Source organism: Phyllobacterium sp. UNC302MFCol5.2 (assembly GCF_000686005.1).
Taxonomy (GTDB): domain Bacteria; phylum Pseudomonadota; class Alphaproteobacteria; order Rhizobiales; family Rhizobiaceae; genus Phyllobacterium; species Phyllobacterium pellucidum.
This window is the reverse complement of record NZ_JMLL01000010.1, coordinates 1,152,585-1,177,580: the sequence shown is the minus strand read 5'-3', so window position 1 is coordinate 1,177,580 and position 24,996 is coordinate 1,152,585. Positions and strand designations below refer to the sequence as shown.

General features: G+C 59.6%; 25 protein-coding genes. 15 read left to right on the top strand and 10 right to left on the bottom strand.

Features of this window, described 5'->3' with window-relative positions:
• Positions 1–15: 15 nt before the first annotated feature.
• The 10 genes from BR48_RS0107665 to BR48_RS0107620 all read left to right on the top strand — a co-directional run bounded on the left by BR48_RS0107665 (position 16) and on the right by BR48_RS0107620 (position 12,176).
• The gene (locus BR48_RS0107665) at positions 16–1,617 is read left to right on the top strand and encodes an acyl CoA:acetate/3-ketoacid CoA transferase (protein WP_027230750.1); all 1,602 of its coding nucleotides are present in this window, start codon (positions 16–18) and stop codon (positions 1,615–1,617) included.
• Positions 1,610–2,389 (top strand): enoyl-CoA hydratase/isomerase family protein, encoded by a 780-nt coding sequence (locus tag BR48_RS0107660; protein ID WP_027230749.1) that lies wholly within the window; start codon positions 1,610–1,612, stop codon positions 2,387–2,389. Before BR48_RS0107665 ends, BR48_RS0107660 begins: the two co-directional genes overlap by 8 nt.
• On the top strand, positions 2,389–3,894 hold the full coding sequence (locus tag BR48_RS0107655) for an aldehyde dehydrogenase family protein (RefSeq protein WP_027230748.1): 1,506 nt from the start codon (positions 2,389–2,391) through the stop codon (positions 3,892–3,894). The genes BR48_RS0107660 and BR48_RS0107655 overlap by 1 nt, the downstream gene beginning before the upstream one ends.
• A gap of 107 nt (positions 3,895–4,001) precedes the next feature.
• On the top strand, positions 4,002–5,249 hold the full coding sequence (locus tag BR48_RS0107650; RefSeq protein ID WP_027230747.1) for an ABC transporter substrate-binding protein: 1,248 nt from the start codon (positions 4,002–4,004) through the stop codon (positions 5,247–5,249).
• Positions 5,250–5,345: 96 nt separating this feature from the next.
• Positions 5,346–6,224, top strand: a complete 879-nt coding sequence (locus BR48_RS0107645) for a sugar ABC transporter permease (protein WP_027230746.1) — start codon at positions 5,346–5,348, stop codon at positions 6,222–6,224.
• The gene (locus BR48_RS0107640) at positions 6,221–7,102 is read left to right on the top strand and encodes a carbohydrate ABC transporter permease (RefSeq protein ID WP_027230745.1); all 882 of its coding nucleotides are present in this window, start codon (positions 6,221–6,223) and stop codon (positions 7,100–7,102) included. The genes BR48_RS0107645 and BR48_RS0107640 overlap by 4 nt, the downstream gene beginning before the upstream one ends.
• Before the next feature lie 4 nt (positions 7,103–7,106).
• Positions 7,107–8,222 carry an ABC transporter ATP-binding protein gene (locus BR48_RS0107635; RefSeq protein WP_027230744.1) on the top strand — a complete coding sequence of 372 codons (1,116 nt, stop codon included), beginning with the start codon at positions 7,107–7,109 and terminating at the stop codon, positions 8,220–8,222.
• Positions 8,223–8,234: 12 nt separating this feature from the next.
• Entirely contained in the window at positions 8,235–9,758 is a 1,524-nt protein-coding gene (locus BR48_RS0107630; protein ID WP_027230743.1) for a GMC family oxidoreductase, read from the top strand.
• On the top strand, positions 9,755–10,519 hold the full coding sequence (locus BR48_RS0107625) for a 3-ketoacyl-ACP reductase (protein WP_027230742.1): 765 nt from the start codon (positions 9,755–9,757) through the stop codon (positions 10,517–10,519). Before BR48_RS0107630 ends, BR48_RS0107625 begins: the two co-directional genes overlap by 4 nt.
• 1 nt (position 10,520) lies before the next feature.
• Positions 10,521–12,176, top strand: coding sequence for a GMC family oxidoreductase N-terminal domain-containing protein (locus BR48_RS0107620; protein WP_027230741.1), 1,656 nt, complete (start codon positions 10,521–10,523; stop codon positions 12,174–12,176).
• A gap of 51 nt (positions 12,177–12,227) precedes the next feature.
• Here BR48_RS0107620 and BR48_RS0107615 read toward each other — a convergent pair whose 3' ends face one another.
• Positions 12,228–12,482 carry a DUF982 domain-containing protein gene (locus tag BR48_RS0107615; RefSeq protein ID WP_036813520.1) on the bottom strand — a complete coding sequence of 85 codons (255 nt, stop codon included), beginning with the start codon at positions 12,480–12,482 and terminating at the stop codon, positions 12,228–12,230.
• Between the two features lie 157 nt (positions 12,483–12,639).
• Positions 12,640–13,863 carry an MFS transporter gene (locus tag BR48_RS0107610; protein ID WP_027230739.1) on the bottom strand — a complete coding sequence of 408 codons (1,224 nt, stop codon included), beginning with the start codon at positions 13,861–13,863 and terminating at the stop codon, positions 12,640–12,642.
• A gap of 237 nt (positions 13,864–14,100) precedes the next feature.
• On the opposite strand from BR48_RS0107610, the gene BR48_RS0107605 reads away from it, so the two are divergent.
• Entirely contained in the window at positions 14,101–14,523 is a 423-nt protein-coding gene (locus BR48_RS0107605; protein WP_027230738.1) for a DUF4864 domain-containing protein, read from the top strand.
• Here the strand turns inward: BR48_RS0107605 and BR48_RS24115 are convergent.
• A complete protein-coding gene (locus BR48_RS24115; RefSeq protein ID WP_051614678.1) occupies positions 14,516–15,151 on the bottom strand; it encodes a transglutaminase-like cysteine peptidase in 636 nt (211 codons plus the stop codon). The genes BR48_RS0107605 and BR48_RS24115 overlap by 8 nt on opposite strands.
• Before the next feature lie 663 nt (positions 15,152–15,814).
• Between BR48_RS24115 and BR48_RS26165 the strand changes: the two genes are divergently transcribed.
• The gene (locus BR48_RS26165) at positions 15,815–16,615 is read left to right on the top strand and encodes a hypothetical protein (protein WP_155810827.1); all 801 of its coding nucleotides are present in this window, start codon (positions 15,815–15,817) and stop codon (positions 16,613–16,615) included.
• A 119-nt stretch (positions 16,616–16,734) separates the two neighbouring features.
• Here BR48_RS26165 and BR48_RS26770 read toward each other — a convergent pair whose 3' ends face one another.
• Positions 16,735–16,866 carry a hypothetical protein gene (locus BR48_RS26770; protein WP_255453086.1) on the bottom strand — a complete coding sequence of 44 codons (132 nt, stop codon included), beginning with the start codon at positions 16,864–16,866 and terminating at the stop codon, positions 16,735–16,737.
• A 183-nt stretch (positions 16,867–17,049) separates the two neighbouring features.
• On the opposite strand from BR48_RS26770, the gene BR48_RS0107585 reads away from it, so the two are divergent.
• Complete coding sequence (locus BR48_RS0107585; protein ID WP_027230737.1) at positions 17,050–17,451, top strand: SgcJ/EcaC family oxidoreductase; 402 nt, start codon at positions 17,050–17,052, stop codon at positions 17,449–17,451.
• A 28-nt stretch (positions 17,452–17,479) separates the two neighbouring features.
• Here BR48_RS0107585 and BR48_RS0107580 read toward each other — a convergent pair whose 3' ends face one another.
• The gene (locus BR48_RS0107580; RefSeq protein ID WP_027230736.1) at positions 17,480–17,947 is read right to left on the bottom strand and encodes a DUF2721 domain-containing protein; all 468 of its coding nucleotides are present in this window, start codon (positions 17,945–17,947) and stop codon (positions 17,480–17,482) included.
• A gap of 87 nt (positions 17,948–18,034) precedes the next feature.
• Between BR48_RS0107580 and BR48_RS0107575 the strand changes: the two genes are divergently transcribed.
• Both BR48_RS0107575 and BR48_RS0107570 read left to right on the top strand, forming a co-directional pair.
• Positions 18,035–18,481, top strand: coding sequence for a DUF1810 domain-containing protein (locus BR48_RS0107575; RefSeq protein ID WP_027230735.1), 447 nt, complete (start codon positions 18,035–18,037; stop codon positions 18,479–18,481).
• Positions 18,482–18,514: 33 nt separating this feature from the next.
• Entirely contained in the window at positions 18,515–18,823 is a 309-nt protein-coding gene (locus tag BR48_RS0107570; RefSeq protein WP_027230734.1) for an MliC family protein, read from the top strand.
• Positions 18,824–18,871: 48 nt separating this feature from the next.
• Here the strand turns inward: BR48_RS0107570 and BR48_RS0107565 are convergent, their stop codons facing one another.
• From BR48_RS0107565 to BR48_RS0107545, 5 genes are all read right to left on the bottom strand, one after another.
• Positions 18,872–19,654 carry a 3-hydroxybutyrate dehydrogenase gene (locus BR48_RS0107565; RefSeq protein ID WP_027230733.1) on the bottom strand — a complete coding sequence of 261 codons (783 nt, stop codon included), beginning with the start codon at positions 19,652–19,654 and terminating at the stop codon, positions 18,872–18,874.
• Between the two features lie 25 nt (positions 19,655–19,679).
• Positions 19,680–20,438: an acetoacetate decarboxylase gene (locus tag BR48_RS0107560; RefSeq protein ID WP_027230732.1), complete on the bottom strand. Its 759-nt coding sequence runs from the start codon at positions 20,436–20,438 to the stop codon at positions 19,680–19,682.
• A gap of 39 nt (positions 20,439–20,477) precedes the next feature.
• Complete coding sequence (locus BR48_RS0107555; RefSeq protein WP_027230731.1) at positions 20,478–21,656, bottom strand: patatin-like phospholipase family protein; 1,179 nt, start codon at positions 21,654–21,656, stop codon at positions 20,478–20,480.
• 173 nt (positions 21,657–21,829) lie between these two features.
• A complete protein-coding gene (locus tag BR48_RS0107550) occupies positions 21,830–23,362 on the bottom strand; it encodes a trimethylamine methyltransferase family protein (protein ID WP_027230730.1) in 1,533 nt (510 codons plus the stop codon).
• Between the two features lie 45 nt (positions 23,363–23,407).
• Positions 23,408–24,967 carry an ABC transporter substrate-binding protein gene (locus BR48_RS0107545; protein WP_027230729.1) on the bottom strand — a complete coding sequence of 520 codons (1,560 nt, stop codon included), beginning with the start codon at positions 24,965–24,967 and terminating at the stop codon, positions 23,408–23,410.
• Between the last annotated feature and the right edge of the window lie 29 nt (positions 24,968–24,996).

Sequence of the window (24,996 nt, the reverse complement as noted above, 5' to 3'; positions counted from 1 at the left end):
GCACGATCCAAGAGCATGAACAAGCACATAACCCCCGAAGAGGCCGCGAACCTCATTCCTGACGAAGCCATTGTCTCCGTCTCATCGTCGAGCGGGCTCGGTTGCCCCGACCTGATGCTGAAGGCGATCGGCGCGCGCTTCGAGGCTACGGGTCACCCGCGTGATCTGACGACCCTGCATCCGATAGCCGCCGGCGACATGAGCGGGATTAAGGGCGTCGACTACATTGCGAGGAAGGGGCTTTTGAAGAAGATCGTAGGCGGCTCCTACCCGTCGGGTCCGTCCAGCGCCGAACCACCATTGATCTGGCAGATGATCGGCAATGACGAGGTTGCCGCATATAATGTGCCCTCAGGCATTCTCTTCGACATGCACCGTGAGGCTGCCGCCAAGCGTCCGGGCGTCTTGACCAAGGTCGGGCTCGATACATTCGTCGATCCGGACCGCCAGGGTTGCGCCATGAATGCCTCCGCCGCGAAGGCACCATTGGTGCGCAAGATCGAATTCGATGGCGAAGAATGGTTGTTCTTCAAGCCGATCGTGCCGCAGGTCGCCATCATCCGCGCAACGACCGCCGACGAGCGCGGCAATCTCACCTATGAGCATGAAGGCGCCTATCTCGGTGGCTTCGATCAGGCGCTCGCAGTGCGCAACAATGGCGGCATCGTCATTGCGCAGGTCAAGCGCATCACCAAGAGCGGCTCGATGAAGCCGCACGACGTGCGCGTTCCCGGCATCCTCGTCGATTATGTCGTGGTCGATCCGGAACAGAAGCAGACAACACAGACGCTTTATGATCCGGCTATTTCCGGCGAGATATTCCATCCGCTCGAAGATTTCGAACTGCCGGATTTCAATATCCAGAAGGTCATCGCGCGACGGGTCGCGACGGAGCTCGAGGCGGGCAGCGCCGTCAATCTCGGCTTCGGCATTTCGGCAAACGTGCCGCGCATTCTGCTCGAAGAGGGTTTGCACGGTGCCGTCACCTGGGTCATCGAGCAGGGTCCGGTCGGCGGCATTCCGCTTCTGGACTTTGCCTTCGGCTGCGCCTCGAATGCCGAGGCTTTTGTGCCCTCGCCGCACCAGTTCACCTATTTCCAGGGCGCTGGTTTCGATGCGTCGCTGCTCTCGTTCCTGGAAATCGACAAGAGCGGTTCTGTCAACGTATCGAAGCTGAGTTTCCGCCCGCATGTGACCGCTGGCGCCGGCGGCTTCGTCGATATCACGGCGCGCGCTCGCAAGATCGTCTTCTCGGGCATGTTCAATGCCGGGGCGAAAGTACATGTCGAAGGCGGAAAGCTGGTTATCGAAAAGGAAGGCAAGCTCAAGAAGCTGGTCAACGAGGTTGAGCACGTCACCTTCTCCGGTCGCCGTGCCATCGAGCAGGGACAGGACATCACCTATGTGACCGAGCGCTGCGTCATGGCGCTGCGTCCCGAAGGCGTCGTGCTGACTGAAATCGCTCCCGGCGTCGATCTGCAGGCGCATATTCTCGACCAGTCCGAGTTCTCTCTGGTTGTCGCGCGCGACCTGAAACAGATGGATGCCCGCCTCTTCCAGCCGCAGCCGCTCGGCCTCGAATTGCCGCACAAGCCCCAGAGGACGATCCATGGCTGACCCGCGCATCACCGTCACTTTCGCCGGTCACGTCGCCACGATCACCGTGTCGCGCCCGGAAAAGCTCAATGCCTTCGATCTCGATATGCTGAAGGAACTGAGTGCGGCCTGCGACGCTGTCGAAGCCAACGCCGAAACGCGCGTCGCGATCCTGACCGGCGCCGGCAAGGCGTTCTCGGCCGGCGGCGATATCAAGGCCTGGGCAGCGATGACGCCCAACGAGTTCGGCCATGCCTGGGTGCGCTTCGGTCACCGCGTGTTCGAACGCCTTGCGACCTTGCGCGTGCCGCTTATCGCCGCGCTCAATGGTCATGCGCTGGGCGGCGGGCTCGAGCTTGCCGCCACTGCGGATATCCGCATTGCGGAAGCCCAGATCAAGCTTGGCCTGCCGGAAACCGGCCTCGGCATGGTGCCGGGCTGGTCGGGAACGCAGCGCCTTGTCCGGCGCTTCGGCGCGCAGGTCATACGCCGCATGGCGCTCGGCGGCGAAATCTTCAGTGCAGGGGAAGGCCTGGGCCTCGGCCTTGTCGACGACGTCGTCGAAACCGGCGCCGCGGTCGCAACGGCAACGGCCTACGCGGAACGTATTGCCAAGCGCGGACCGGTTGCCGTCGAAGTGGCCAAACTCATGATTGCCTCGGCCAATGGCGAAGACAACGGAACGGCGGTCGAAGCGCTGGGCTCGATCCTCGTCGCAAAGACAGCGGACCTTAAGGAAGGTGTTTCGGCCTTTGCCGAAAAGCGCGAGCCCGCATTCAAAGGAGAATGGTAATGACGATTCTGGTGCGCCCACGGGCGCTCGAAGATTTCAAGGTGCGCGAATTTCAGCTGTTGATCGATGGCCGGTGGGTCGATGGTTCCAGCGGCGCTTCCATCGAGCGCAAGAGCCCGGGACATGGTGTCGTCGTCTCCCGCTATCAGGCCGCAACGAAAGCCGACGCGGAACGCGCCATCGCCGCAGCGCGCCGCGCCTTCGATACGGGTACCTGGTGCCGCATGACCGGCGCAGAGCGCTCGAACATTCTGCTCAAGGCTGCCGAACTGATTGCCGCGCGTTCCGATGAACTCGCCTATCTCGATTGCATCGAGTCGGGCAAGCCGATCAGCCAGGCCAAGGCCGAACTCGGCGGCGCCGTGGATATCTGGCGCTATGCCGCTGCGCTCGGCCGGGATCTCCATGGCGAGAGCTATAATACGCTCGGTGAAGGCACGCTCGGGGTGGTCCTGCGCGAAGCGATCGGCGTCGTTTCGATCATAACGCCGTGGAATTTCCCGTTCCTTATCGTCAGCCAGAAACTGCCTTTCGCCCTGGCGGCTGGTTGCACGGCCGTGGTCAAGCCATCGGAGCTTACTTCCGGCTCCACCCTTGTGCTTGGCGAGATACTGATGGAAGCCGGCGTTCCTGCCGGTGTCGTCAATATCGTGACGGGAACCGGCGCGGAAGTCGGTGCGCCCATGACCGTCCATCCCGACGTCGACATGGTGTCCTTCACCGGCTCGACGCTGGTCGGCAAGCTCACCATGGCCAATGCCGCTCAGACCTTGAAAAAGGTCTCGCTGGAACTTGGCGGCAAGAACCCGCAGATCGTGTTTCCCGATGCGGAACTCGATGATTTCATCGATGCGGCGGTCTTCGGCGCCTATTTCAACGCCGGCGAATGCTGCAATGCCGGTTCGCGACTTATCATCCATCGCGATATCGCTGACGACGTCGTCGCCCGCATCGCCGCTCATTCCGCCAAGGTAAAGGTCGGCGATCCGCTCGATCCGCAGACCAAGGTTGGCGCCATCATCACGCCCGAGCACCTGGCGAAGATCGACGGCTATGTGCGCAATGCAGCAACCGGCGGAGCGAATATCAGCCATGGCGGCGAGCCGCTGGAACTCGGCATGGGACAGTTCATGTCGCCGACCATCCTGTCGGCCGTGCAGCCGGACATGGCAGTCGCACGCGAGGAGGTTTTCGGCCCGGTTCTCTCCGTCCTGACCTTCGAAACGCTCGATGAAGCGGTTCGCATCGCCAATTCCATCGATTATGGTCTGTCGGCCGGCGTTTGGAGCCGCGACTTCGATACGTGCCTGACGATCGGGCGCCAGGTTCGTGCCGGGACTATCTGGATGAACACCTTCATGGACGGCGCTTCGGAATTGCCGTTCGGCGGCTACAAGCAGTCCGGTATCGGCCGGGAACTGGGCAGGCATGCGGTTGAGGATTACACGGAAACGAAGACACTCAACATGCATCTGGGTAGGAGGAAAGTCGTATGGGCGAGCTGATTAAATCGATTGTAAAGCCCCTTCCGCCTATTGTAAGAATGCTCCGGACTTGAGGAATCTCAGTCGGATATTTTGGATATTTTCTTTTTTCAAATGGGAGGCCTGAAATGAAAAAGTGGATGAATACGGTCGCCGCCGCAGCGATGCTGCTCGGGACTGCAACGGCGGCCCGCGCTGCTGAAAACGTCGAGGTTCTGCATTGGTGGACGTCCGGCGGTGAAGCAACGGCGCTCGAAGTCCTGAAGAAGGATCTGGAGACCAAGGGCATCACCTGGTCCGACATGCCCGTCGCCGGTGGTGGCGGTTCAGAAGCCATGACCGTGCTGCGCGCCCGTGTTACCGCCGGCAATCCGCCGACGTCGGTGCAGTCGCTCGGTTTCGATATTACCGACTGGGCAAAGCAGGGCGCACTGACCAATGTCGATGAAGTCGCCGACAAGGAAAAGTGGGGCGACGTCATTCCCGAGGCACTGCAGAAGTTCTCCAAGTATGACGGCCACTGGATCGCCGCGCCGGTCAATGTTCACTCGACCAACTGGGTATGGATCAACAAGGCGGCCCTTGACAAGGCTGGCGGCAAGGAACCTGCCAATTGGGACGAGCTGATCGCTCTGCTCGACAAGTTCAAGGAACAGGGCATCACGCCGATCGCCCATGGCGGCCAGCCCTGGCAGGATGCGACCATCTTTGATGCCGTCGTTCTTTCCCTCGGCAATGACTTCTACAAGGCGGCATTCATCGATCTCGACCCCAAGGCCTTGGGCGGCGACAAGATGAAGGAAGCATTCGACCGCATGACCAAGTTGCGCAGCTATGTCGACGACAATTTCTCCGGTCGCGACTGGAACCTTGCTTCGACGATGGTTATCGAAGGCAAGGCCGGCATGCAGTTCATGGGTGACTGGGCCAAGGGTGAATTCGTGAAGGCAAAGAAGGAGCCCGGCGTGGACTTCGTCTGCATGCGCTTCCCGGGCACCCAGGGGTCGGTAACCTTCAACTCCGACCAGTTCCTCTTCTTCAAGAAGAGCGATGCTGACCACAAGAACCAGCTGGTAATGGCATCGGCCATCGAGAGCCCGACCTTCCAGTCGGCGTTCAACGTGGTCAAGGGTTCGGCTCCGGCTCGCACGGACGTTCCGGATACCGCTTTTGACGCTTGCGGCAAGAAGGCCATCAAGGATCTTGCCGAAGCCAGCAAGGGCGGCACGCTCTACGGCTCCATGGCCCATGGCTATGCGGTTCCTGCTGCCGTGAAGAACGCGATCTATGACGTCGTCACACGTGAATTCAACGGTGAACTGAGCTCCGAAGACGCGGTGAAGGAACTCGTTTCCGCCGTTGACGCTGCGAAATAAGCTTAGTCCTCTATCCGGGGCACACATGCCCCGGATAGAATTCTCCGCCCCGTCGCGGCAACGATATAAAACGATATTGATTTAAGAGGTGAGGCTATGGATACCCGCAGCCGCATACAGGACCTTATACCCAAGCTGGTTCTCGGACCGAGCTTTTTGATCGTCCTGATCTTCGTCTATGGCTTTATCATCTATACCGGCATTCTGTCGTTCACGGACAGCAAGATGTTGCCGTCCTATGGATTTGTCGGCTTTGAAAATTACCGCAAGCTGTGGGCGCTGCCGCATTGGTGGCGGGCTATTACCAACCTTGGCATATTTGCCTCGCTCTACATCATCATCTGCACGGTGCTCGGTCTGGGTCTCGCCATCCTTCTCGACCAGAAGATCCGCATCGAAGGTGTCCTGCGTCCCATCTATCTCTATCCCATGGCGCTGTCGTTCATCGTCACCGGCGTCGCCTGGAAATGGTTTCTCGATCCCGGCATCGGTCTTGAAAACACCATGCACCAGTGGGGCTGGGAAAGCTTTCAGTTCAACTGGATCAAGGACTCGAAGATGGCGATCTATACGGTCGTTATCGCTGCGGTCTGGCAATCATCCGGCTTCGTCATGGCCATGTTTCTCGCCGGCTTGCGCGGCGTCGACAATGAGATCATCAAGGCGGCGCAGATCGACGGCGCATCGACCGGCATGATCTACCGGCGCATCATCATTCCACTGATGCGGCCTGTGTTTCTTTCCGCCTTTGTCGTTCTCGCGCACCTTGCGATCAAGGCATACGATCTGGTCATCGCCCTGACCGGCGGCGGGCCTGGCCAGGCAACCGAATTGCCGGCGACGTTCATGTATTCCTACACGTTCACCCGCAATTCCATGGGTATCGGCGCCTCATCGGCCATCATCATGCTGATCACGATCTTCGCGATCATCATCCCCTACCTTTATTCCGAAATCAGGGGAGGCAACAAATGAGCGCTCCAAGCCCCGACAATGTGATCAACAGCGGCAAACTCACCCGCGTCGTCATCTATATCGCCCTTCTGGTTTTCGCGTTCTACTACCTGCTGCCACTCTACGTAATGGTGGTGAACTCGCTGAAGACGCTCGATGAAATTCGTCAGGGCGGCATGCTGTCGCCGCCGCACGAATGGACGATCCAGCCCTGGCTCTCGGCCTGGTCGACCGCGCAGATCGGCGTGCAGCCCACGGGCCTGCGCCCCTATTTCATCAACTCGATCCTAATGGTTATTCCCGCAGTCGCCATATCGACGGTGATCGGCGCGCTGAACGGCTATGTCCTGACGAAATGGCGCTTCCGCGGTTCGAACGTCATGTTCGGCATGCTGCTGCTCGGCTGTTTCATCCCGTTCCAGATCGTGCTCATACCGATGGCGCGTGTCCTCGGTTTTCTCGGCATGGCCGGAACCATCCAGGGCCTGATCCTTGTCCATATCGTTTATGGCCTCGGCTTCACGACGCTCTATTTCCGCAATTACTACGAGGCATTTCCGACCGAACTGGTGCGCGCGGCGCAGATCGATGGCGCAAACTTCTTCCAGATTTTCTGGCGCATCCTCCTGCCGTCATCTGGGCCGATCATCGTCGTATCCGTGATCTGGCAGTTCACCAATATCTGGAACGACTTCCTTTTCGGCGCATCGTTCTCCGGCTTCAGCAGTACGCCCATGACGGTTGCGCTCAACAACCTCGTCAACTCGTCGACGGGCGTGAAGGAATACAACGTGCATTTCGCCGGCGCCATTCTCGCCGCCCTGCCAACTCTCATCGTCTACATCGTTTCCGGGCGGTATTTCGTCCGCGGCCTCATGTCCGGCGCCGTGAAGGGATAAATCAATGTCATTTCTCAAGATCCAAGACCTGCATAAGTCCTACGGCAACGTGCCGATCCTGAAGGACATCAATATCGAGATCGATGAAGGCGGCTTCCTCGTCCTCGTCGGACCCTCCGGATGCGGCAAGTCGACCCTGCTCAACACCATTGCCGGGCTGGAACCGATCACGTCAGGCGACATCTCGATCAAGGGCAAGTCGATCAGCGGACTGCACCCCTCCAAGCGCGACATCGCGATGGTGTTCCAGTCCTATGCGCTCTACCCGAACATGACCGTGGCCGGAAACATCGCCTTCGGCATGGAAATTCGCGGCATCGCCAAGGAAGAGCGTGAAAAGGCCATCAAGCAGGTCGCCGACATGCTGCAGATCGGGCATCTGCTCAACCGCAAGCCGAGCCAGCTTTCCGGCGGGCAACGCCAGCGCGTGGCGATGGGGCGTGCGCTCGTGCGCAATCCGCAGGTGTTCCTCTTCGACGAGCCGCTCTCCAACCTCGATGCCAAGCTGCGCGTCGATATGCGTACCGAGATCAAGCGCCTGCATCAGCGCATGAAGACGACGATCGTCTATGTGACCCACGACCAGATCGAGGCGATGACGCTGGCAACAAAGATCGCGGTCCTGAAAGACGGCGTATTGCAGCAGTTCGGCACACCGGCGGAAATCTACAACAATCCTACCAACATCTTCGTCGCCGACTTCATGGGCTCACCGGCCATGAACCTGCTCAAGGCCAAGATCGAAGGCGGAGCCAACGATCTCGCGGTCGTGCTCGAGCGCCCCGACATGGAACCGTTGCGCCTGCCGATCAAGACCAATAGCGCCCTCGTTGCGTTCACGGGCAAGGATGTGATTTTCGGCATCCGCCCGGAAGCGTTGACCGATCCTGATGGCGCGGATCGTAACGCGGGTTCACTCGTCGAAGGCGAATGCTTCATCGAAGTGGTTGAGCCTGCAGGCTCCGACACTTTCGCGGTCACCAAGCTCGGCGGCAAGGAGGTCGTCGCGCGCCTGCGTGCGGATGCGCCAATATCCGCCGGCACGAGAACGGCGCTCGCTTTCAATCTCGACAAGGCGGTTTTCTTCGATCCGCAATCGCAATTGCGCATCGGGGCCTGATCGACCCGCGTCATGACCACCAACCCCACACCGAACGCGGCCGCAGATATCGTTATCATCGGCTCAGGCATCGGCGGCGCCACGATCGCCGCCGGGCTCGCCGGTTCGGGAGCAAGGATCACTATCCTGGAAGCGGGCGATCATCTGGCGGACCGGCCCGAGAACCGCGATCCGCGCGCCATCTTCCAGCGTGGTTTCTTTCGGCCGAAGGAAAGCTGGTACGACGAGTTCGGCAAACCCTTCAACCCGGGCAATTACTATAATGTCGGTGGCAATTCGAAATTCTATGGAGCGGTGCTGACGCGTTACCGCGCCGAGGATTTCGCGGAGATGCAGCATCTCGAAGGTGTCTCGCCAGCATGGCCATTTCCTTACGAGGAACTCGAGCCCTGGTACAGCAAGGCCGAACAATTGTTCGAGGTGAGAGGAACACTCGGCGAAGACCCGACCGAGCCGTTTCATTCAGTACCCTACAACTTCCCACCCGTGCCAGACGAAGCGCCCATCGCCGCGCTTCGCTTCCGGTTGAAGAAGGTTGGCGTTCATCCGGCATCTCTGCCATTGGGCGTCGACATCGATACCTGGCTCAAGCACGGCAAAACGCCTTGGGATGCCCATCCGAACAGCTTCAACGGCAAGATGGATGCGGAAACGACCGCGCTCGCCGCCGCCCTGAAACACGAGAATGTCCGGCTGGAAACCAATGCACGGGTCACTCGCCTCGAGACCGCGGCGGATGGCAAGTCAATCGCAGCGGTGCATTACGAGCAGAATGGCGCAAGGCATATCGCGCGACCGAAGCTCGTCGTGCTCTCGGCCGGAGCGGTCCAGTCCGCCGTGCTCCTCTTGCGCTCGGCCGACGCTGCCAATCCTGCCGGGCTCGCCAATCGCTCGGATCAGGTTGGCCGCAACTTCATGAACCACAACCTTTCGGCCGTCATCGGGTTCGATCCGCGCTTCAAAAATGACAGCGTCTACCAGAAGACATTCGGCTTCAACGATTTCTATCTGTCCGATGGCGATGGCGGCGCGCCGCTCGGCAATGTGCAACTGCTCGGTCGGATCAGCGGCGCGGTTTTGAAATCCGATCTTCGGATGGTGCCGGAATGGGGGCTTGATCGATTCTGCGCGCATACGGTGGATTTCCTTGCCATGAGCGAGGATGTGCCAAAGCCCGAAAGCCGGGTGCGCATTGATGGCGACAAGATCATTCTCGAGTGGATCCGCAGCAACTGGCCGGCCCATTTGAGGCTGGTGGCCCGGATCAAGTCCACCCTGCGCGCGGCCGGCTTCCCGCTTGTGCTTTCCAAGGCCTTCGACCGCAAGACGCCGTCGCATCAGTGTGGCACCGTCCGAATGGGTAGCGACCCCGCGACCGCGCCGCTCGATATTTATTGCCGTGCCTTTGGCCACCCTAACCTGTTCGTTGTCGATGCCGCGTTCCTGCCGACGTCGGCAGCGGTCAACCCGGCGCTCACAATCGCGGCCCAGGCCCTGCGCGTCGCGGATCATATCGTCGGAAAGGAATTGTCATGAAGCCGGTCGCCCTCGTCACCGGAGCGCGCCGTGGAATCGGCCTTGGCATCGCCAGGGCGCTAGCGGGCAAGGGTTTCGACCTCGCCATCACGGATATCGCCAATGACGAAACGTCTGAGGCGGCGGTCGCAACACTGGCCGGACTCGGCGCCAAAGTCTCGTTTCACACGGCCGACGTTGCCGATCTCGCCGGCCATGCCGCGACGATTGAGGGCGTGCTCGACACCCATGGCCGCATCGACTGTCTCGTCAACAATGCCGGGATCGGTTCGAAGGTTCGGGGTGACTTCCTCGACCTTGAGCCGGCTAATTTCGACGCCATCGTCTCCGTCAATCTGCGCGGCACCGTTTTCTTCACGCAAGCCGCCTTGCGCGTCATGCTGGCGCAACAGGAAAGCGCCACATCGCGCACGATAATCAACGTTACCTCGGTTTCCGCAGAGATGACATCGCCCGAACGTCTCGACTATTGCCTGACGAAGGCGGCGCTCGCGTCCTTCACGCAGGGGCTCGCGGTGCGTCTTGCCGATCAGGGAATCAGCGTTTTCGATGTGCGTCCCGGGATCATCCGTTCCGACATGACCGCCGTTGCCGCTGCAAAATACGACAAGCTTATTGCCGAGGGCCTTGTTCCGATGAAGCGCTGGGGCGAGCCGGACGATCTCGGCCGTATCGTGGCCGCTCTTGCCAGCGGCGATTTCAACTTTGCCACGGGCTCGATCATCAATGCCGATGGCGCCCTTTCGATAAGCAGGCTCTAGAATGACCTATGATTACATCATAACCGGCGCCGGACCCGCAGGCTGCGTTCTCGCCAATCGCCTGAGCGAACATCCGGACGTTTCGGTACTGCTGCTCGAAGCCGGGGGCGGGGACTGGAACCCGCTTTTCCATATGCCAGCCGGCTTCGCCAAGATGACCAAGGGTGTCGCCAGCTGGGGCTGGTCGACGGTGCCACAGAAGCACATGAACAACCGCGTCTTGCGTTATACGCAAGCAAAAGTCATTGGTGGCGGATCAAGCATCAATGCCCAGCTTTATACGCGCGGAAATGCAACCGACTACGACCTGTGGGCCCGGGATGATGGTTGTGCCGGGTGGAGTTATCGCGACGTTCTGCCTTATTTCAAGCGCGCCGAGGACAATCAGCGCTACGCCGACGATTATCATGCCTATGGCGGGCCGCTCGGCGTCTCAATGCCCGCGGCCACCCTGCCGATCTGCGATGCCTATATCCGGGCAGGACAGGAACTCGGCATTCCCTATAACCACGATTTCAACGGCCAGCAGCAAGCGGGCGTCGGGTTCTACCAATTGACGCAGCGCAATCGCCGCCGCTCATCGGCGTCGATGGCCTATCTCGCTCCAATCAGCGAGCGCAAAAACCTGACGATCCGCTTGGGCGCGCAGGTAACCCGGGTCCTTGTCGAGAAGGGGAGGGCGGTCGGCGTAGAGATCATCAAGGGCATTGCGCGCGAGACAATCCGCGCCGAACGCGAGGTTCTCGTCAGTTCGGGTGCAATCGGATCGCCGAAACTGCTCCTCCAGTCCGGCATCGGCTCGGCCGATCATCTGAAGAGCGTCGGCGTGCCGGTAACGCATGATCTGCCCGGCGTGGGCGAGAACATGCAGGACCACCTTGACCTTTTCGTCATTTGCGAATGCACGGGCGACCATACCTATGATGGCGTGGCCAAGCTGCACCGAACACTGTGGGCGGGCATCCAGTACGTGCTGTTCCGTACCGGTCCGGTTGCGTCGAGCCTGTTTGAAACGGGCGGCTTCTGGTATGCGGATCCCGATGCGCGCTCTCCGGACATCCAGTTCCATCTCGGACTGGGCTCGGGTATCGAAGCTGGCGTCGAGCGGCTCAAGAACGCCGGCGTCACCTTGAACTCAGCCTATCTTCATCCCCGTTCGCGCGGGACGGTGCGGTTGCAGTCTTCCGATCCGAATGCCGCTCCCCTGATCGACCCCAATTACTGGAGCGATCCGCATGACCGGAAAATGTCGATCGAAGGCCTGAAGATCGCCCGCGAGATCATGAGCCAGGCGGCACTGAAACCCTATGTGATGGCGGAACGCCTGCCGGGGCCGAGGTATAATTCCGACGAGGAACTCTTTGAATATGGTTGCGCCAATGCGAAGACCGACCACCACCCTGTCGGCACCTGCAAGATGGGTTCGGACAATATGGCTGTGGTCGATCTCGAACTGAAAGTCCGCGGCATCGAGGGGCTGCGCGTGTGCGACAGTTCGGTGATGCCGCGTGTTCCCTCGTGCAATACCAATGCGCCGACGATCATGATAGGCGAGAAGGGTTCAGACATTATCCGCCAGCGCACACCATTGCCACCGGCGATCTTCAGCCATGAAATGAATGAAAGGCGTCCGCGGGCGCGGGCAGATATTCGCTGAACGGGAGTCGGGCGGCCGATGCCGCCCGCATATGTTGGCTCGAACGCCTTATCAATGCAAATGTGGGTCGAGGAAAACGCCGGCTTCACGTGCGGCGCTGATGAAGGCATGCCGCGCCTTGTGCGCAGGCTTCCAGCCGTCGAGTGCGTCGAGGCAGGCTTGCAATGCCCGCCTGTAACTTGGTCCCTTTTTCGTGGGCCAATACGTTCGCAGGCATTCTATCGCTTCCCATACCGTGGACACGGCGCGTTGTCCGGCCGCTCCAACTGTGATCATGACGGGGATGGGAAACCGCTTGTCGTTCATTACTTCCTCCATGGAATGTAGGACAGTCTAGTTGCAACAAGTTGCAGGCTAAACTGACCACGGTAATGCGTCGGGAGTCAGTCTGGTTCCATGACAATCTGGCGAATTTTTCGTGATCGTCATCGCTTACGAATCACTCGGTACTTCGGCGAGCGTATCACCGTTCTTTGGGGCGTACCAACCAGCCATAGACGGCCGCACCGGCGAGGAGCAAACTCGTGCCGAGGAATACCGCGCGCATGCCGATGTGACCGCCGACGAAGCCACCAGCCAGTGGTCCCACAACCTGTCCGACATATTGCGAGGAGGTGGCATAGCCAAGTATGCTGCCGGCCGCATTATCGGGGACATTGTGGCGGATCACCGCGGTGATGCACGGCAACAATCCGCCCAAGGAAAGCCCCATCAGGAACCGCAGCACGATCAACTGCCAGCTCTCGGTTACGAAGGCTTGGGGAACGAGAAGCAGCGCTGATACGCCGAGCGCCCCGACGATGATGTTCCAATGGCCCACCCGGTCAGCCAGTTTGCCGAGCTTGGATGCGGACAGGATGCTGCCAAGCGCCGCCGCCGACATGACGACGCCGGCAACGAGCGTGATCTTGGCCGGATCGGCGACCAGCTGCGCCACGTAGACGGTGATGATCGGTTCGATCGACATATTGGCGAGCATCAGCAGCATGCCGGCAAGCAGCATCACGACAACCGGCCGCTTGTCGGGAATGGTACTCCATCCGCCTGACCGTTTTTCTGACCGGGCCTTGGGCGGCCGCCACTCTTCCTTGATGAAGAAGCTTGTGGCGAGGAAGGTAATGAAAATCACCCCGCCAGCCAGCCAGAAAGTCTGGCGAATGCCGATAAGCGGCGGCAGCGCCCCGCCGATGAGCGGACCGACGAGATTGCCTGCCATGATGCCGGCGGAAAGCGTGCCAAGGGCCCAGGCGGCGCGCGCCTTTGGTGTTTGCGTCGCAACCAGGACTGTCGAGCCCGAGGCATAGCCGCCGAGCAGGCCCGTGAGCAGGCGCAGGAACACAAGCATCCAGATGTTTGTCGCCATCCCGATCAGCGACATGGCGATCGCCATGCCAAGACTGGCACGGATGAGCATCAGCTTCCGCCCATAGAGATCGGCGAGCCGGCCCCACAGCGGCGCAACGAGTGCGGCGGTGAAGAATGTCGCGCCATAGGCGATGCCAGACCATTGCACGATCGCCGCGTGGTCGCTGACACCGAGCTCTTCGACATAGAGCGGCAGAAACGGCAGGATGAGCGTCATCGCAACGATAGTGGTGAACGAGCCAAGCAGGCAGACAAGGAGGTTCTGCCGCCAATAACGCGATTCCGTTACGCTTTGGCCCGAGGCCGGGCGATTGTCAGTCATGATCTGTCAAGGGGCTTTGTGCGGGTGGGCATGGAAGAAACAAGTTCGCGCCGGGAGCCTGGCGCGCCTCTCATTGCAAGAGCGTGATTGTGGGCGTAGTTTTTCACCACTGCGCCGCAAATAGCAATCGCAGTTGGCGACCTCGGCGGCAACAAATCGCACGACCGGCATCGGCAATGATCCGGCACCGCCGCGCATCTACTTGAAGTGGCACTGGGATGTAAGAAGGAGACCATGATGATCAGGGCATTCGGGATTAGCGCGGCTTTATGCGCTGCTCTTGTCCTTGCCGGACCGCTGCGGGCGGAGGAACCCGTCGATTCGGCGCAGCTCATCATCAGGAACCAGATCGCCGCCTTCCTCAGCAACGATGCCGCTACCGCCTATTCGTTTGCGTCACCCACGATCCAGGAGAAGTTCCTCAACCAGAACCTCTTCTTCGATATGGTGAAGCGCGCTTACCAGCCGGTTTTTCGGCCGGGAAACTTCGCGTTTGGACGCAGCAGGATCGAGGGCGAACAGGTCATACAGGAAGTCTTGATCACTGGCCCGGACGGCAAGGACTGGACCGCCATCTATCAGCTGGTGAAGCAACCGGATGGCGGCTACAAGATCAACGGGGTGCAGATCCTTCAATCCGCACCAGGCCCTGCTATTTGATGCTGGCGGTGGTGGTGTAGTCGAGTTTGACCTTGGCGGTGGTCGTCACAGGAATTGCTCTCCCAATACGTTCCCAGCCTGCCGATGTCTGCGACTGGCGCGCATAGTAGCGATAGGACGTGCTTGACCAGTCACGCACCGAATTGCTGCGGCTGTCGAGAATAAGATCGCCGTCGGAGGTGCGTGCTGTCAGGACGACATGGCCTTCATTGCTGAATGGCAGCCGCGCGACGGTCAGCAGCAACGAGGCCGCGGGCCAACCGCGCCGCATCAGCTCGCGCTTCTTCAGGATGGCGAAATCCTCGCAATCACCCGCCTTGGTCGGGATCGTCCAGACATCGTCGACGCCGTTCGTCTGCATGTCGCTCTGTTGTCGGATCGAGGAGTTGACGCTCATGTTGACGGCTTGCAACTGCTTACGCTTTTCACCTGTAAGTTGCACCACCTTGGCGCCTGAGCGCGTGTTGCAAAGGCTCGCATAATGATTGCAGAATGATTGGAAGGCAGGCGGACCAAATCCCTTGCCCTTGAGCTCCATTTCGGTCCCGTCGGCACGGGCGGGTATTGAAGCAAAGACCCCCAGGCACCAGCCTGCGGACAGGATCACGAGCGAAAATATGCGCAACATGCTGTGTTCTCCCAAAGATCGGCAGGGACGAATTGGCGCGTCAGGGCGGTAAAATCGTGTCTAAGATCCTGAATTTGTGAATCAACGGTTAACACGGCGTTACGCACTGATCGTCGCGACTTTGACGCCGTCTTTTTCTTAAACGTACTTATTTATGGTTACGAAAGTATGTACTGGAACACAGGACGCCTCATTACCCGGCGCTTACTCCCGGGTTAGATAATACGGTATAACCCCCCGTTTTGCATCAATCTTTTTACATCGTTTATAAGCAGCATTGTTATGTATCAATACCACAACCTTAAGTTTACATATTTGGCAAGCAATAAAGCCATCAATGGCTAGGTGATAGATAACAACATTACCCTGATGTGTGGAGTTGCTTAATAACAATAACACTTGGGGAAATGTCACATGCGTATAACAAACAACAATAAAAACCAGAGCAGACGCAGCGTTTTATTCGCCGTTATGACGATTTCAACCTTGGGTCTGGTTTCAACTCTCCTTCAGACGGCGCCAAGCTATGCTGAGGGCCGGCGCGCATTGTTTGCGAGCGCCGCACAGTGCAGGCAGCTCAACGACGGTAATGTTGGGCTTTGCTGCTATGCCTTGAATAAACGGTCAATCCTCAGCAAGCAGCAACTTGACATGTGCCCGCCCATGACCACGGCGGCCATCAGCCAGCCATCGAGCTGGACCCATGACAATGGCAACGTATCGGACAATAGCCGCAGCGGTCGTTCAAAGGGCGGCGCGGGCAAGGGCGGTTCAGGCACGTCCGGCGGTACCAATTCGGCAAGCAATAATGGTGGCGGTACGGGTGGTAGCCCGAGCGGTACCGGTGGAACAGGTGGCACCGGCGGTGCTGGTACTGGCGGAACTGGTGGCGCTGGCGCCGGCGGAACAGGCGGTACTGGCGGTACTGACGGAACGGGCAGCACTGGCGGAACGGGCGGCACTGGCGGTACGGGCGGAACGGGCGGCACTAATGGTACGGGCGGAACCGGCGGCACCGGTGGTACGGGCGGTACCGGCGGCACTGGTGGTACGGGTGGTGACGGCGGTACTGGCGGTACTGGCGGAACCGGTGGTACCGGCGGCGACAATGGCGGCGATCCAGGCAATTGCGGACCGGGCGAACACGGCGGCAAGCACGGTCACGGCAAGGGCGATAAGGGCGACCATGGCGATCGTGGTCATAAGGGCGACCGAGGCGACAAGGGCGGCTGGGGCGACAAAGACCACAAGGGTGACGACAAGGGTCACAAGGGCGATGATCGTGACCACAAGGGCGACAAGGACAAGGACAACCACGACAAGAACGATAAGAACGATAAGAACGATAAGGATAAAGACGATCGCGGCAAAGGCGATAACGGCAAGAGTGACAACGGCCGAGGCGACAACAATGGCCGCGGCGGCAACAGCGGTGGTGGCGGCCACGGCAATGGCGGTCACTGATTGCTAATCCAGTCGGTCCATAAGGCATGAAAATAGAAAAGCCCCGTTCTCGCGACGGGGCTTTTTACTGCGACTATCAAACACGGAAATCGACACAATGGATTTGCAGCCGGCACACCCTACGGGCGAAGCATCCAACCTGCGGAGATGACGAGCGTCGTTGTTATGATGAAGACGATGACGTAGGGAAGCACCGGCGTAAGGTAGGGTTCGTACTCCGCCCTTGGCGGAGTGGGATCATCCGGTTCCATCTCCACTACCTCGAAAAGAATGAAAGAGGCCCGGCCAGGCAAATATTCAGGGGGTATGGGAAACCGGGCCCCTGCTGGGGTCAATCAGCCGTTTGAGTGTGCACGCATGTCGGGGCCCCTTCAATTAATCGCCGTCTCGCTATAATTTCTTAGGACCGAGCTAACGTGGACTGGGAGAGACAGATGAGCGACGACGAGCAGGCGATTCGCACCCTCGTGGAAACCTGGTTTTCCGCAAGCAAATCTGGCGATAGCGCGACGATTCTCGATCTCATGACCGACGATGTTATCTTCATGGTCTCCGGGCAAAAGCCCTTTGGCAAAGCGGCATTTGCTGCGACGATGAAATCGATGAAGCAGGTTCGCATGGACGGCGCCTATCACATTCAGGAAGTCAATGTGCTGGGCGAATGGGCATACTTGCGTAACTATATCAGGCTGGAAGTTACGCCCGCCGACGGTGCCACCGTCCATCGTTCTGGCTATACGCTGACCATCCTGCGCAAGGAAAGCGATGGCCGGTGGCGTTTGGCGCGCGACGCCAATCTGCTCAGCCGCGAGGAGGCCTATTCCACCTTCGCGTGATAGTGGATGGGCTCAGCGATGCGTTCTCCTATCTGCGCTGGCGCTGGTCGCGGGCTATCTGGCGCAACATGCTTTGGCTTGCTGTCAGAATTTCGAACAGGAATGCGATGAGCGCGCCGACCAGGGCGAAGACGGCTCCGGCAAAAAGCCAGTAGAGCACGTGTTCGCGAAAGCCCGAGCGGCCGATGGCACCGCCGAGCAGCGATACAATCGCAAGGCAGGTCAACACGCCCGCGAGAGTGCCAAACACCACGGCGATTTCCAGCGCGAGCGTGCGGAAGCGCAGGTAACTGAGTTGCGTCAGCCGTGCTGTATTGAGTTCGTGGTCGGTGCCGATCAAGTCCGAGATATGGTTTACGCGATCGGAGAGACGGGCGAGGCGGGAGACAAAGGCATTGAGGAAGCCCGCGGTACCGGCAAGCAGGAAGACCGGCGTCAGCGCCGTCTCGAGCGTGTTGACGATTGATACGATGACAGGCGACGACGTGGCATCCATAAGCATTCCCCCCAATGTATACATCGTTGCCGCCGCACCTTACATTATTCCAGTCAAGATGGCTTGGGCAACACGGAGGAGGTTCATATGCCGCCGGAGGATCCCTTCAACCTCGCGCGATTTGTGACAGCGCAGGCCCCCGTCTATCAGCAGGTGCTGCTTGAATTGGGCGAGGGACGAAAGCAGAGCCACTGGATGTGGTTCATTTTCCCGCAACTGAGCGAACTTGGCCGTTCATCGACTGCGAAATTCTATGGCATCGCTTCGCTTGATGAGGCGCGCTCCTATCTCGACCACCCGCTCCTGGGCGGCCGGCTCGCAGAATGCACCAACACCGTCCTCGCTATCCGCGGGACGACCTTGTACGGGATATTCGGTTCGCCCGACGACATAAAGTTTCGCTCGAGCATGACATTGTTTTCGCTGGCAGCGCCCGACACCGACAGTCCCTACCAACGGGCCCTTGACTATTGGTGCGACGGTGTACCTGATAAAAACACGCTGGCGTTGATCGACAACGGCAACGGCGGATAGCTCGCCTTACATCTAGCCGAGGGGTATAGCGGAATGAATTCAAGGTTGATCTTCGGGATTTGCGGGCTTGCTCTGGCGTTCATGCCGGTAGCGGCGCTTGCAAAGGACGTGAAATACAAGTGTGCCGACGGGTCCCGCCTGACCGCCAGCTTTACGCCACCGGGCGATGGCTTCGGCACGGTCGATCTCGTCTTCTCCGGCAGCGGCGATACCTATACCCTGCCGCAGGCCCTCTCGGCCGATGGCGGGCGCTATGCCGATGAAAATACCGAGTTCTGGACCAAGGGCAGGGAAGCGAAACTGACGCGCAATGGCAGTAGCACGACCTGCCAGGAGGAGTAGACGGCGTGGAGTCTTCCCCATGAACTGGAAAGACCCCACTTATCCGATCTATTGCATGAACCAGCCGTGGCTCACGACCAGCGATTGTCCGGTCAACGCATTTGTCCTGGAGCCGGCAAAGTAAAGTACGGCGTCCGCCACGTCGTCGGTGGTCGTAAATTCGCCGTCGACCGTATCCTTCAGCATGACATTCTTGATGACTTGCTCCTCGGTTATGCCGAGTTCCTTGGCCTGTTCGGGTATCTGCTTCTCGACCAGCGGCGTGCGCACGAAACCGGGGCATACGACATTGGCACTGACATTGTGCTCGGCACCCTCCTTGGCCACCACCTTGGCAAGACCGATAAGGCCGTGTTTGGCCGTGACGTAAGGCGCCTTGAGTTTGGAGGCTTCCTTGGAATGGACGGAACCCATGTAGATGACCCGGCCATAATTGGCTGCGTACATGTGCTTGAGACAGGCTCTTGTCGTCAGGAAAGCGCCGTCGAGATGGATCGACAGCAGCTTCTTCCAGTCGGCAAATGGAAAATCGACAATCGGCTTGACGATCTGGATGCCGGCATTGCTGACGAGGATGTCGATCTTGCCATATTTGGCGATGACGTCGGCAACGCCCTTTTCCACTTCCGCTTCGTCGGTCACATTCATTGCCACTGCAAAAGCGTCACCGCCTTCTGCCTTGAACTCATCGGCGGCGGCGTTGGCGGCGTCAATGTTGAGATCGGCAATCACCGGAGTGCCGCCCTCAGCGGCAAAGCGCAGCGCGATCTCCTTGCCGATGCCGCTTGCAGCGCCCGTTATGATTGCAACTCTTCCTGTAAAGCGAGACATGCTCCACCTCTTTGCTGTTCGGAAATCAATCCTGTTTCAGATAATCGAAAACGACTTCGCCAAGGCCAAGGGTAAGGTCGGCAACGTAGTGGCTCGCCGAGATCACTTCGCGCACCGGAAGCCGGGCGACGTCGCACATCGCGTGTTCGTAGAGCTGCAGGGCAGCCGGGCCAGACCAGGCGCCTTTCAAGGTTACATCCTCGAAATAGTAGCGCACCAGTTCGCAAATGCGCGGCGTGCAATCGACATGCGGAATGATCTTGATCATGAAGGCCGGTTTTGTGAGCGCGTTCCTTAAGGGCTCGAGATCGAGCTCCCTGTGTTTGTAGCCCATCGTTGCCGTGACGCAGAGGACGCTGCCATAGTGCAGCGTGCCGACTATCGTCTCTTGTTCATGGCTTAGCTTTGGCGATGCAAGCTTTTTCGGAAAACCCCATATCTCGCGCCCGCCGGCAATCGGCGAGTTGTCGTCGAGATACATGGCGTGAACATAGCCGCCTTCCTGCACCTCGCCGGAAGGAGTTCTGAAACGAACAGGAATGACCTGGCCGGTTTCCGTGTAGTCGCCGAAGCCGGTCGAGTCCGGCATGCGGATAAATTCATAGGCGACAGTATCGCCGATGACTTCAAGCGGTTCGGGCACCACGGCGCGCAAGGCGTCGGGATCAGTCCTGTAATTGATGACCACGAATTCGCGGTTGTAGAATTTGTAAGGCGGCTTAGGATATGCCGGATCGTTGAGCGGCATGGCGAAGGCTTTGGCGCGGACATCTTCGATATTCATGGGTGTGCTCGCTGCTCGTTGGGAGACGGGTTTGATAGTCTAGGCTAAGTCAAACGTGGCGACACCGTCCGGCGTATCGGGGCGTTCCAGCACTTCGGGATGCCGCAGCGTACGAACCGCGTCATTGTACCCCGAAGCCCAGTGCTCCTCCATCGTCAGGCGGGAAAATTCATAGTCCTTGGAAGTTCCCTCATAGGATCGTGCGCGATAGATCAGTTGCACGATGTTGTAGACGGTTTCATCCGCCTGCTCGATCAGAAGCTTGGTCTCGTCATCGGCCGCGGCCAGCGTTTCCTTGGGCACCATCTTGAGCAGATGCTTGAGCGCCCGACGTAGGCGCTGGGCCCGCTTGAACTGGTCCGTGGCGGCGCGGGTACGGCTCGAAAAGCGTATTTCCTTCTGGCGCAGCTCTATGCCTACAAGGTCGCGCGGGATTTCACCGCGTGCGCTCCAGAGGTCAACCTGGAAAGCCAATGTATCCTTGCGCGGATAGCTCTCAAGCACCCATTGCAGGGGCGTGTTGGAGATCAGCCCGCCATCCCAATAATATTCCCCTTCGATCCGCGTCGCCGGGAAGCCCGGCGGCAGCGCGCCGCTCGCCATGATATGGTCGGGCGTGATGTGGTGGGTCGTGCTGTCGAAATATTCGAAGTTTCCCGAGCGAACATTGACCGCACCGACGCTGAAGCGTGTTCCCCCTTCATTGATCCGGTCGAAATCGACCAGCTCTTCCAGCGTTGCCTTGAGTGGCGCGACATCATAGAAGCTCTCGGCCTCCATGCTGCCAGCTGGCGAGATGAAGGGTGGCAGCGGCCGCGGTATGAAAAAGCCCGGCGCGCCGCCCACCATGGTGACAAAGGCCTGTGCCTGGTTGACGAAGCCATGGGCCATGTCGCCTCTTGCAGCAAGCTTGCCGAGCCAGGCCGAAGCCAGTGACGCGACGCCAAGCGGCGGCTCGGTGACCGCTTCCCAGAATTTGCGCAGCGCATCGACGCGCCGCTCGGGCGCATTGCCGGCAATGAGAGCCGAATTGATGGCGCCAATCGATATGCCGGCGACCCAGTCGGGGTGGAGGTCCGATTCGGCGAGCGCCTGATAGACGCCGGCCTGATAGGAGCCGAGCGCGCCCCCGCCCTGGAGGAGAAGGGCGATCCGCTCGAAGGGTGGACGCTTACTAGTATGATGGGTCTTTTTTCTCGGCGTGCGATTGACGGTCATGCGGGCCAATCCGGTTTATGAGAGGTCGCTTCGATCACGCAGAAAGGATTGCGGCTGGCGTGATGACAGCCGGCATCGATCCCACAAGACTTTTGTCCGGACTATATACAGGAATTCAAAAGCCGAACAGGCCACATCGATGCGACCTGTTCGCTACTATCGGCCCGCGACGGTCAAAACTTGCCGGCGTGGATTTCCTCCTTGCGCCTTGCCACATAGGCTTCCAGCGCTTCATCCACACCGGCGTCGAGCGGCGGCTGCTCATAGGTGCGCAAAAGGTCTTTCCAGATCGCATTGGCGCGGTCCGTGCCGCTGCGCGCCCCACTTTCCGACCAGTTCTCGAAATTGCGCCAGTCCGAGAGCATCGGCTCGTAGAACGCGTTCTCGAAGCGCGCGAGCGTATGGCCCGTGCCGAAGAAGTGACCACCGGGTCCAACCTCGCTGATGGCATCGACCGCAAGACTGTCCTCATCGACGAGAATAGGATCGAGGAAGCTGCGCATCATCTGCAGCATTTCAGCATCTAGAATGAGCTTCTCGAACGAAGCCGTCAGCCCGCCTTCGAGCCATCCGGCGGCGTGTTCGATCAGGCTTACTCCGCCCATGATTGTACTCCATAGTGACATCCCGCTCTCATAGGCGGCCTGTACGTCCACCAGATTTGAGGCCGTCACATTCGATGAGCGGAAGGGCACGTTGTAGCGCCGCGCCAGCTGGCCAGACGCAATCTGCGCCTTGGCATATTCCGGCGTACCGAACGCCGGTGAACCGGTGCGCATGTCGACATTGGAGGTGAAACCGCCGTAAAGCACGGGCGCGCCTGGTGCGACGACCTGCGACAAGGTCATCAGGGCAAGGGCTTCGGCATTTTGCTGGGTCAGGGCGCCGGCGATCGTCACTGGACTCATGGCACCCGAAAGGGTGAAAGGTGTGAGCGCCACCGGCTGGCCGGCGCGGGCCATGGCGCAGAGGCCCTCGCCCATTGGAATATCGAGCCGCAATGGCGAGTTGGAGTTGACGACGGTGAGCGCCGCCGGCTTTGCCCGCAGTTCCTCGCGCGTCTGGCCGAGCGTGATGCAGAGCATTTCGATCGCATCCTCGACGCGGTAGCCGCCAAGCGCCCAGCACTGCCAGTTCTTGTCGGTGAGCCGGATCGCGGCAAGATAGAAATCGAGATGGCGCGAATCAGGTGGCAGATCGGTCGGCTCGCATGGGCACCCGCCCTCCTGATGGATCACATTCAGTTGCTGGACAACCCGGATATAATCGCACATGTCCGCATAATTGCCGGCGCGCCGCCCCCGGTCGGTATCGTGTACGAAGGCCGGACCGCCGGTCGCGGCAAAGATGAGGCTGCCATCGCCGACGGTCAGATTGCGTGCTGGATTGCGCGCCTGCAGCGTAAAGCTGGAAGGCACGGTCCGGATTTTTTCCTCGACCATCGCCGGATCGAACCGCACCCGCAGATTGGACATATCGATGTCCGCTCCCGCCGCCTTGAGAAGCGTGCGGCTTTCGTCGTGCAGGATCTCGATACCGGTCTCCGACAGAAGCCGCAATGACGCGCGGTGGATCGCTTCGATCTCGTCCGTGCTCATGATCGCAATCGGCGGATAGCGGTTGGTAACACCGCCAAACGGCATCTGCCGCACCGACCCCGCGCTCGCAAGGCGGCGCTCGCGCCTGTTCAACATGCTCCGGGCCATGATGGCCTCCTTTTCATGCCCGGGTTTCCCCGAACCCTGGGGGGATCAGCTCTTGCCGAACCGCGTTACATCGAGATAGCCGTCAGCCATGATGCAGGGCTTCAACCCCTTGCGCACGACCGCAGCAAACGTCTCGTGCGTGAGGAAGATGAAGCCACCGGATTGCTCCATGATGTCCTGCATCTTCTTGTAGATGACGGAGCGCTTGTCCTTGTCGGTTTCCTTCATGCCGTCGAGGTAAAGCTGTTCGAACTCCGGGCTGTCGAACTGCGACCAGTTGTACACGCCGATCTGCGACGGGCGGAACCAGGTAAGGTTCTCGGATGGATCGACGCCGCCGGCAAAACTCATCAGCACCACCTCGAGCGTCTTGTAGGTATCGCCCGAACTCTTGTCGCCGAGTGTCCAGTAGACGCCATCATCATAGGTCTTGATGTCGACGGTAACGCCCACGGCACCGAACACCGCCTGGATAATCTGGCACGTCAGCTGGCTGGTCTTGTCGTTTTGCGCCGCGAGCTCGATCTTCAGGTCAGAAACGCCGGCTTCTTCGAGCAGCACCTGCGCCTTGGCGGCGTCGGCCGGGAAGAGTATCGCCTCCCGATGGCCTATCATCGAAGGCGGCACGACACCCGTCGCCGGGGCCGCCAGCCCGGAATAGGAACCATCCATGATCTGGTTGACGTCGAGGGCATATTGCAGGGCGCGCCGAACCTTTTCGTCGGCAAACTTCGGGTTGCCGAGATTGATCGCGAGCCAGACGAAGCGGTTGCCGTTCATCTCGATGAGTTCCGTATCGGCCGGAAGCTTTTCGCGATAGTTGGCGAGCGTATTGAGGCTGATCTTCGTGTATTGCAGCGACTTCGATTCATAGGCGAGGGCGGCAGAGTCGTCGTCCGTCACGATCTCGAAGCGCACCTTCGGGAATGTCGGAGCAGGCCCTTTCCACTTCGGGTTGGGCGCGAGCGTGATATTCTGTTTCGGTACCCATTTCTCGATGATGTAAGGACCGGCGGTGGCAGGAGCTTCGGTGGTGAACTTGCCGCCTGCCGCCTCGACAGCCTTCTTGCAGACGATATGGCCCATGTAATAGGGCAATGTCGTAACGAAGAACGGCGCTGACGGCGCTTTCAGGTGGATGATGCCGGACCGCTCGCCTGTCACCTCCACCTTGTCCAGCGCATCGAAGGCGTAGGCCCAGGCGGATTTGTTTTCAGGGTTGGCGACACGCTCGAACGAGAACTTGACGTCTTCCGCCGTCACCGGACCGAAATCGCCGGTCCATTCCAGCCAGTCGTTGAGCTTGAACTCGATCTCGGTCGGGGACTTCTGGTTGAGTTCGCTTGCGCCATAAAGCGTCCAGTTCGCCGCGCCCGAGCGCACATCATCAAGGCGGTTGAGCGAGACGAAGAGGCAACGGCCGATCTCCTCCTCAAGCAGCCCGTTCTGGAACGCCGGGTCAAGAACTTCGATGTCCGAGGCGCCGCGTACGACGAGCGTGTCACCCTCCACGGCATAGGAAAGACCCGGCCGCATGGCGAGGGCGGACATGCCCGCCGCGGCGCCGAGAAGGAAGTGTCTGCGATTGAGCGAAACTGCATGCATTGTTCTGATCCCTCTTTTGTTATGCTTGA